This window comes from Rhodococcus sp. EPR-147 (assembly GCF_001647185.1).
In the GTDB taxonomy this organism is placed as follows: Bacteria; Actinomycetota; Actinomycetes; order Mycobacteriales; family Mycobacteriaceae; genus Rhodococcoides.
This window is the reverse complement of the sequence record NZ_LVCU01000574.1, coordinates 1-6829: the sequence shown is the minus strand read 5'-3', so window position 1 is coordinate 6829 and position 6829 is coordinate 1. Positions and strand designations below refer to the sequence as shown.

The 6829-nt window shown below is 65.2% G+C and carries 10 protein-coding genes; 6 read left to right on the top strand and 4 right to left on the bottom strand.

The genetic code is table 11. The annotated features are described in order from the left end of the window. Positions 1-214 precede the first annotated feature (214 nt). The gene (locus tag A2J02_RS25710) at positions 215-421 is read left to right on the top strand and encodes a hypothetical protein (protein WP_037194008.1); all 207 of its coding nucleotides are present in this window, start codon (positions 215-217) and stop codon (positions 419-421) included. Positions 422-471: 50 nt separating this feature from the next. Further along, on the top strand, positions 472-1047 hold the full coding sequence (locus tag A2J02_RS25705; RefSeq protein ID WP_068055488.1) for a YdcF family protein: 576 nt from the start codon (positions 472-474) through the stop codon (positions 1045-1047). A gap of 10 nt (positions 1048-1057) precedes the next feature. Here A2J02_RS25705 and A2J02_RS25700 read toward each other — a convergent pair whose 3' ends face one another. Then, positions 1058-1423 (bottom strand): CrcB family protein, encoded by a 366-nt coding sequence (locus A2J02_RS25700; RefSeq protein WP_068055485.1) that lies wholly within the window; start codon positions 1421-1423, stop codon positions 1058-1060. Further along, positions 1420-1824, bottom strand: a complete 405-nt coding sequence (locus A2J02_RS25695) for a fluoride efflux transporter FluC (protein WP_068055482.1) — start codon at positions 1822-1824, stop codon at positions 1420-1422. Before A2J02_RS25695 ends, A2J02_RS25700 begins: the two co-directional genes overlap by 4 nt. Before the next feature lie 125 nt (positions 1825-1949). Here A2J02_RS25695 and A2J02_RS25690 point away from each other — a divergent pair, with 125 nt between their 5' ends. From A2J02_RS25690 to A2J02_RS25680, 3 genes are read left to right on the top strand one after another with little or no spacing between them, the layout of a single operon-like run. Beyond that, positions 1950-2285 carry an STAS domain-containing protein gene (locus A2J02_RS25690; protein WP_373454883.1) on the top strand — a complete coding sequence of 112 codons (336 nt, stop codon included), beginning with the start codon at positions 1950-1952 and terminating at the stop codon, positions 2283-2285. A 21-nt stretch (positions 2286-2306) separates the two neighbouring features. Continuing rightward, complete coding sequence (locus tag A2J02_RS25685; RefSeq protein ID WP_068055479.1) at positions 2307-2762, top strand: ATP-binding protein; 456 nt, start codon at positions 2307-2309, stop codon at positions 2760-2762. A 30-nt stretch (positions 2763-2792) separates the two neighbouring features. Continuing rightward, positions 2793-4583, top strand: coding sequence for an ABC transporter ATP-binding protein (locus A2J02_RS25680; RefSeq protein ID WP_068055477.1), 1791 nt, complete (start codon positions 2793-2795; stop codon positions 4581-4583). 15 nt (positions 4584-4598) lie between these two features. Here the strand turns inward: A2J02_RS25680 and A2J02_RS25675 are convergent, their stop codons facing one another. Together A2J02_RS25675 and A2J02_RS25670 are read right to left on the bottom strand one after the other, a co-directional pair. Continuing rightward, positions 4599-4994 carry a hypothetical protein gene (locus tag A2J02_RS25675; protein WP_068055474.1) on the bottom strand — a complete coding sequence of 132 codons (396 nt, stop codon included), beginning with the start codon at positions 4992-4994 and terminating at the stop codon, positions 4599-4601. 90 nt (positions 4995-5084) lie between these two features. Beyond that, complete coding sequence (locus A2J02_RS25670; RefSeq protein WP_082898757.1) at positions 5085-5594, bottom strand: arsenate reductase/protein-tyrosine-phosphatase family protein; 510 nt, start codon at positions 5592-5594, stop codon at positions 5085-5087. Positions 5595-5736: 142 nt separating this feature from the next. Here A2J02_RS25670 and A2J02_RS25665 point away from each other — a divergent pair. Further along, positions 5737-6829, top strand: a 1093-nt coding sequence (locus tag A2J02_RS25665; protein ID WP_068055471.1) for an Hsp70 family protein, incomplete at its 3' end; no start/stop codon positions are given.

Sequence of the window (6829 nt, the reverse complement as noted above, 5' to 3'; positions counted from 1 at the left end):
ACCGAGATGTTCGAGAAGATGCGCAGCCTGGCGATGAAATCTGCGCAGGCGGAGCTGGCCCGCGCCCTCGATCGCGTCCAGGAACAGGCGCTCAGTGACCATCTGTCGCAGACTCTGTCGAGGCAGAACGACCAATGATGGTTTGAAGACTGCAACAATCGGACATACCTGGCTCCCGACAGCCGAACGGCGGCTGACCGATCGAGGGGGCACCATGAGGTTCGTAACGTTGATCGTTCTCGTCTGGCTGATCATCGGCGCATTCGCGTCGTACCAGCGCGGAGATTTCGAGAGCGCACCCGAGAACTGCGCCGGAGCGGGCACCATCGCCCTCACCGTCGTCGCAGGACCGCTCAACTACTTCGGAGTCAACCCGGAGGTCACCGACTGCAACGTCAACGTGCCGCAGCCGAGTGAGTGATTCGAGTCTCTGACCGCGCGCCCGCGGTACACCTTCCCTAACCTGGTGAGGTGTTCCGCGGACGCTTACTGCTGTTTCTGGCCTTCGCGATCCCCGTTGTCCTGGTGTCTGCGATCGGTGTCGGCGGCTATGTCGCGTTCACCAAGGCTCGCGTCGATCCGCTGACCACGGCCGACGCCATCGTCGTACTGGGTGGCGAACACGACGGCCGCGAGGCGTACGGCATCTCGCTCGCCGAGCAGGGTCTGGCGAAGACGGTGGTGCTCTCCGATCCCTACGGTTCCCGCGACCCGATCATGAAGAAGTACTGCGCGGCATCGACGACCGAGTTCGAGGTGCTGTGCATTCCGCCGACTCCGTCGACCACACGCGGAGAAGCGATGTTCACCGAGGAACTCGCCCGCGAGCGAGGGTGGAATCACGTCATCGTCGTCACGTGGCGCTACCACCTACCCCGCGCCCGGTACATCTTCGACCAGTGCTTCGACGGAACCGTCACGATGCGTCCGACGCCACGTGCCTACGACTTCTCCCTCGTCGAATGGGAGTTCACCTACCTCTACCAGATCGCGGGTTTCGTCAAGGCGGGCGTACAGGGACCGTGCGAGAACTCGGCGGACGACTGATCCGAGCGGGTCAGAAAATCTTGTGATAGAGCGTGATGCCGGACTTCCACGCCAGGAATCCGAACATCACGGCAGCGATTCCACCCACCACGTTGGCAGCGAAAAATACTGTTGCGCTGCGGTACTCCTGGTTTCTGGTGAGCCGAAGCGTAGCCAGCGCCACCGTGGCCAACGGGGCCACCGACGCCAGAAATCCGATGCCCACCAGCGAACGAAACCGGTCCGGTGGATCGAGAGCGAACACCAACCCCAATGCCGCACACGCCAGCAGATTGAGCGCGGACAACCGTCGCCTGGACCTGATGGCGTACGAGAACACGAACTGCCCGAGCGCAGCCAGCCCACCCCCGACGGCCACCAGAATCATGGTCGTCATCGAATGCTGCTCGGCCTCGGCTTGGTGATCGCCGCGCCGAGTGCCATGGCGATCAACGCGATGATCGGCGTTCCCACCAGATACACCACCGAATTCCATGCACCGCGATGCGTCACCGCTTGGAACGCGTACAGGCTGAAGGTGGTGAACCCGCACGCCAGCCCGAACAGGGCGGCGCGGGCAACCGGGGCGGGCCGTCCCCACAGGTAGCCCAGGGCAGAGCCGACGACGAGGCACCCGAACACGTTGACTCCGAACGTGCTCATCAACAGCCACCTCGGCGATCCTCGCCACGTCCAGACCTCGTATCGCAACGCCGCACCGACCCCGCCACCGACGGTGACCGCGAGGTACTCACCGAACGATCGACGACGGTCCGCTCCCTGCAGTGCCTCGATCATCGAAGCGAGCCTAGTGGGAGTCGGGCCACTCGGCCGAGTGGAAGAAGGTCGGCCAGGGTGGGCCGGGGTAAAGTCGGCGTGTGACTGCGGACGACACGGGCCTCGGGCCCCAGCACTTCGATGTGATCGTGGAATGGCGTGACCGGGACGTGGTTCTGGCGGTGTCCGGTGAACTGGATCTGGTGACTGCTCCCGATCTGTCCGAGTCGGTAGCTATCGTGCTCGAGAAATCGCCGACGGCTGTGGTGATCGATCTCAGTGATGTGGGATTTCTCGCGTCCGCCGGGATGTCCCTGTTGGCGTCGACGCATCAGCAACTCGGTGGCAACGCCGGGTTTGCCGTGGTCGCGGATGGTCCGGCCACCGGTCGTCCCCTCACTCTCGTCGGTCTGGACGAGGTGTTCGGAATCTATGCAACGGTCGACGAAGCATTCGTTGCACTTCACGCGGGTAGATCCTGAACTTTTGGGTAGACGGGATTCATGATGGCGACTCTCTCCGGAGGTGACGACTCACGTACCGACAGTTCCATCTCGACGGCAGGTGCGCGAATGGAAGAACTGCTGTTCACCGGCGAACCTGCCGACGCCGATCGAGCGTCGGAGCTTCGTCGTGAGCTCGGTGACTGGTTGGGCAATGTGGGCGTCGACCCCGATCGTGCGTACGACGTGGTGCTCGCCACGTACGAGGCAATAGCGAACAGCGTCGAGCACGCATACCGAGACCACACCGACCGCGGAACACTCGACATTCGAGTCTCGTGTGCCGCGGAGGGGCGAATAGAAGTGAAAGTGACCGATCGCGGAGACTGGGCATCGCACAACTCCGATCCCAACCGCGGGCGGGGCGTGCCGCTCATGCGGGCGTTGGCCGACAGCGCCGCCGTCACCTCGGACCAGAACGGTACGACCGTGCACATGATCTGGGACGCGACCTAGCCCGACCGCCCCATCCGGCACACTGGTGCCATGGTCGACGTGCAGATCGCTACCGCAGAGAAGAAGAAGATAACGGTCCCGAATCTGCGTGTGCTGTGGCAGTTCGTCCGCCCGCACCGTCGCACCCTGTCGCTCGGCTTGACCCTCGGCCTCGTCGGCACCGGAGCGGCACTGGCGACGCCGATGGTAGCCAAAGGAGTGCTCGACGGCCTCGGCACCGACGCCTCCTTGATCCAGCCGGTGCTGATTCTGGTGGCTCTTCTCGTGGTGGGTTCGCTGGTGCTGTATCTGCAGTGGATCGTGCTGGGGGTCCTTGCCGAACGCGTGGTCCTCGACGCCCGTAAATCCATTGTGCGTAAGTACTTCGGTGCCACGGTGGGAAGTCTGGGCACTCGGCCCACCGGAGAGCTCGTCACCCGGGTCACCTCCGATACCGTTCTGCTGCGCGAGGCCACCTCGAATGCGTTGGTGGCCATAGTCAACAGTGTGGTCGGCCTCGTGGGCGCACTGATTCTCATGGCTGTGCTGGATTTGGTGCTGCTCGGCGCGATCGCCTCGGCCATCATTGCGATCGCAGTGTTGTTCGCTCGCCTGATGCCTCCTATCGCCGTCGCACAGCGGCAGTCCCAGGAAGCGGTGGGCCGCCTCGGTGGAATTCTCGACGGCACTCTGCGGGCGATTCGTACCGTCAAGTCCAGCAGGGCCGAGGCCCGCGAATCGGAGCGGGTCATCTCCGAGGCGCGAATCTCCGCCCAGCACAGCGTCAGAGCGGTCAAGATTTCCGCGTTGGCCTGGACGTTCGCCGGGGGCGGAGTGCAGTTGGCGATCATCGGAATCCTCGGTCTCGGCGGCTACCGCGTCAGTACCGGGGCATTGGCCGTGTCCAGCCTGATCGCATTTCTGCTCTACGCATTCCAGGTGATGGGCCCGGTGTCCACCCTGGCGACGAATATCACCGCATTGCAGGCCGGAATGGCCGCGGCCGCCCGTATCCGCCAGATCGACGACTTGGTCACCGAAAAGGGTGAGACGGGTCCCGCGAGGTCGGCGAGGACCGAAACGCCCGCTCCGGCTCTCGAATTCCGCAGCGTCACAGCCCGATACGCACCGGGTAGGGAGCCGGCCGTGCGCGGTATGGACCTCGCGGTGCCTGCGCGTGGACACACCGCGATCGTCGGACCGTCGGGAGCAGGCAAGACCAGCGTCTTCTCGTTGATCCTGCGCTTCCTGACCCCCGAGTCCGGCGAGATCAGGCTCGGCGGAACCCCGTACGACGAGCTGACCATCGACGAGGTACGAGCGCGGTTGTCCTACGTGGAGCAGGAGACGCCGGTGCTTCCCGGCTCGATCCGCGAAAACCTCCTGTTCAGCCATCCCGAGGCCAGCGAAGCCGACATCTGGGCGGCGCTCGAGTCCGTACACCTGGACTCGGCGATCCGCGCGCTGGACGAAGGGCTGGACACCGACCTGATCGGATCGACCGTCTCCGGTGGGCAGCGTCAACGAATTGCGTTGGCCAGAGCCATCGTTCGTCGTCCGGAAATCCTTCTGCTCGACGAGGCCACAGCGCAGGTCGACGGCCGCACCGAGGCGGCAATCCACGAGGTGATCCGATCGATCGCGGCCGACTCCGCCGTCGTGACCATCGCGCACAGGTTGTCCACCGTGCTCGACGCCGACACGATCCTGGTGATGGAGGACGGAGTGGTCCGCGCCAGGGGCACGCACTCCGAGCTCATGAACACCGACTCGCTCTACCGAGAACTGGTGGCCGCGTTGCGAATCGGCGACAACGCAGCGCTGACGAAGCCGAGCCGATAACCCCCGGCCGGTACCCTAGCGCCCGGAGTCGGATTCGGATTCGGTGGTGCTGCTCTCGTCGTCGGAATCGTCCGAATTTTCCGCGGAGGTGGTGGTGGTGGTGGTCGTTCGATCCGAGGACGGGGTTCGGCGCGGGCTTCGCGTCGTGGTCTCGGACCGATCCGGAGTGGTCGTCGTGGGACGAGCAGTGGTGGGTACCGCGACCTGCCAGGTGGGCGAGGGCGGCACGATGACGATCGTCGACGTCGGTGTCGTCTCGACCGAACTCAGACTGTCCGACTTCAGAGCGGGCGGACGAACGGTCTGGCTCGTGTCGTCGAACGCGCCACCGAGAGCACCGATGGTCAAGCCGACTGCGACTGCCACTCCGGCGCTCGCCACTGCTGCCGACGCGATGACCTTGTCGCGCATGCACAGACCCTAACGCCGTGGCCGGACCCGGATGGTCGGCAATGATGCGAGAACGTTACCTCAGCGAGCGGGGCGGTGAGAGATGGACGTTCACTGCGTCGACAACCGCAGAACATGGGGCAGCGCCTCCGCGATGGACTCCCCGGCCTGTTCGTACACCGAATGATCACGCCGGTACGGATCGCCGATGTCGAGTGTGTCGACACGGTGCACCGCCCGTGCGTCGGCCAGGGTCGCGATGGACTGCGCGCCCGATGCGGCGACGAGGCCCGACGCCTCCAGCAGAGTGAAGGTGCGACGCATCTGCCGCGGTGCGAGAGCCAGGACGGCGTCGCGATGTGCCGCAGTCATCGTCAGCACGAGATCGGCGTCGGACGCGATCGCGGGCGTGAGGCGTCGGGCAACGAAACCGTCCGGATCGCCGCCGAGCTGAGTCAGCACCGTCGCCGCCGTCGGATCCATGGCGTGCCCGGTCAAGCCCTGCGTTCCGGCGCTGCTCGCGGTGAGCTCGAAGCCACCTTCTCGCGCGAATGCAGCCGCAAGGCGCTCGGCTGTGGGCGATCGACAGATGTTCCCGGTACAGACGAACAGAACGCGCATGCCCGCAACTCTAGTGCTGTGCTCGGGTGCCGCACTGAGCACCGAGGGACGCGCTACAGTGTGCCATTGGCGGGGGATCGAGACTGGTTCGTGACATCCAGTCTCGGCGTGTGTTCACGGGGAAGTCGACCGAAGGCGGGTAATGACCGAAGTTCTCGGTGTGTCGGTGGGGGCCAGCGCTGTGCGCATGGCTCGTCCCGACGCGCGCCCTCAGGATTCGGGCCGCCTCGATTTCCATCACGACACCGTCGACGCCTACTGGGACCGCGCGGAGGAATTGGCCGCCGAGTCGATCGGAGTCGTGCTCTCGCAGCCGGGCGACGGTGGACCGGTGCAAGCGACAGGTGTCGCATATCGGGACCAGCAACAGTTCGGCGAGATCCAGCAGGCCATGGCGAGCCAGCGGCTCTACAACTACCGACTGGTTCCCGAGGCACGAGCAGCGTTGCAGTATCTGGAGGCCTCGGGCGAGCTGGGCCACTTCGGCACCATCGCCCTCTACGATCTGGGCAGCTCCGGATTGACGATCAGCGTGATCGACCGCGGTACCGGTCAGGTTCTGCTCGCCGAACGCACCATCGACATCAGCGGCGACGACTTCGATCGGCTCATCTCGGACAATCAGCTCGCCAAGCAGGGCGTCGACATTGCCGACAACCAGGAACTGAGCGAGTTCACCGCGCGGTGCCGGGTGGCCAAGGAGCAGCTGTCGACCAGTGGCGCGGTGTGCCTGCCCGGTGACGGCGGCGTCATCCTGATCTCGCGTGAGTCGTTCGAGTCTCTGGTGACCGTCCCGATCGAGTACTCGGCGCGGCTGGTGCGTGACGTGATCGGTCGGTCACCCAAGCACGTCGACGCTCTCTTCCTCATCGGCGGCGGAGCTCGCATTCCTCTGGTGGAATCCATTCTCGGTGCGTGGATCGGCCTCCCCGTGGTGACCCCGGCGGACCCGGAGTCGGTGGCCGCACGCGGTGCAGCTCTGCTCGCGACCCCGGTGGCCGATGCGCCGCGTCGACCGAGCCCACAACCGGGCGTTCGGCAGTCTCCGTCCGATCCCGCGTCGTTGACCGGGGCTCCGGATTGGTTGAGCCCCGAGCCCACCGGAGACAAGCCCGCCGACTCCAAGCGCAAGGTGCGCGGCGCAGTGCTCGTCGCAGGGGGTCTCGTTGCCATCGCCGCACTCGGGTTGTCCCTCGGATACGGCGGCAGCTCGACGGAGCCGACGAGTTCACCGG

Bases quoted from the DNA above. Each gene is read 5' to 3' on its own strand.
- A2J02_RS25710 (WP_037194008.1), top strand. From the start codon at position 215: ATGAGGTTCGTAACGTTGATCGTTCTCGTCTGGCTGATCATCGGCGCA.
- A2J02_RS25700 (WP_068055485.1), bottom strand. From the start codon at position 1,423: ATGACGACCATGATTCTGGTGGCCGTCGGGGGTGGGCTGGCTGCGCTC.
- A2J02_RS25695 (WP_068055482.1), bottom strand. From the start codon at position 1,824: ATGATCGAGGCACTGCAGGGAGCGGACCGTCGTCGATCGTTCGGTGAG.
- A2J02_RS25685 (WP_068055479.1), top strand. From the start codon at position 2,307: ATGATGGCGACTCTCTCCGGAGGTGACGACTCACGTACCGACAGTTCC.
- A2J02_RS25680 (WP_068055477.1), top strand. From the start codon at position 2,793: ATGGTCGACGTGCAGATCGCTACCGCAGAGAAGAAGAAGATAACGGTC.
- A2J02_RS25675 (WP_068055474.1), bottom strand. From the start codon at position 4,994: ATGCGCGACAAGGTCATCGCGTCGGCAGCAGTGGCGAGCGCCGGAGTG.
- A2J02_RS25670 (WP_082898757.1), bottom strand. From the start codon at position 5,594: ATGCGCGTTCTGTTCGTCTGTACCGGGAACATCTGTCGATCGCCCACA.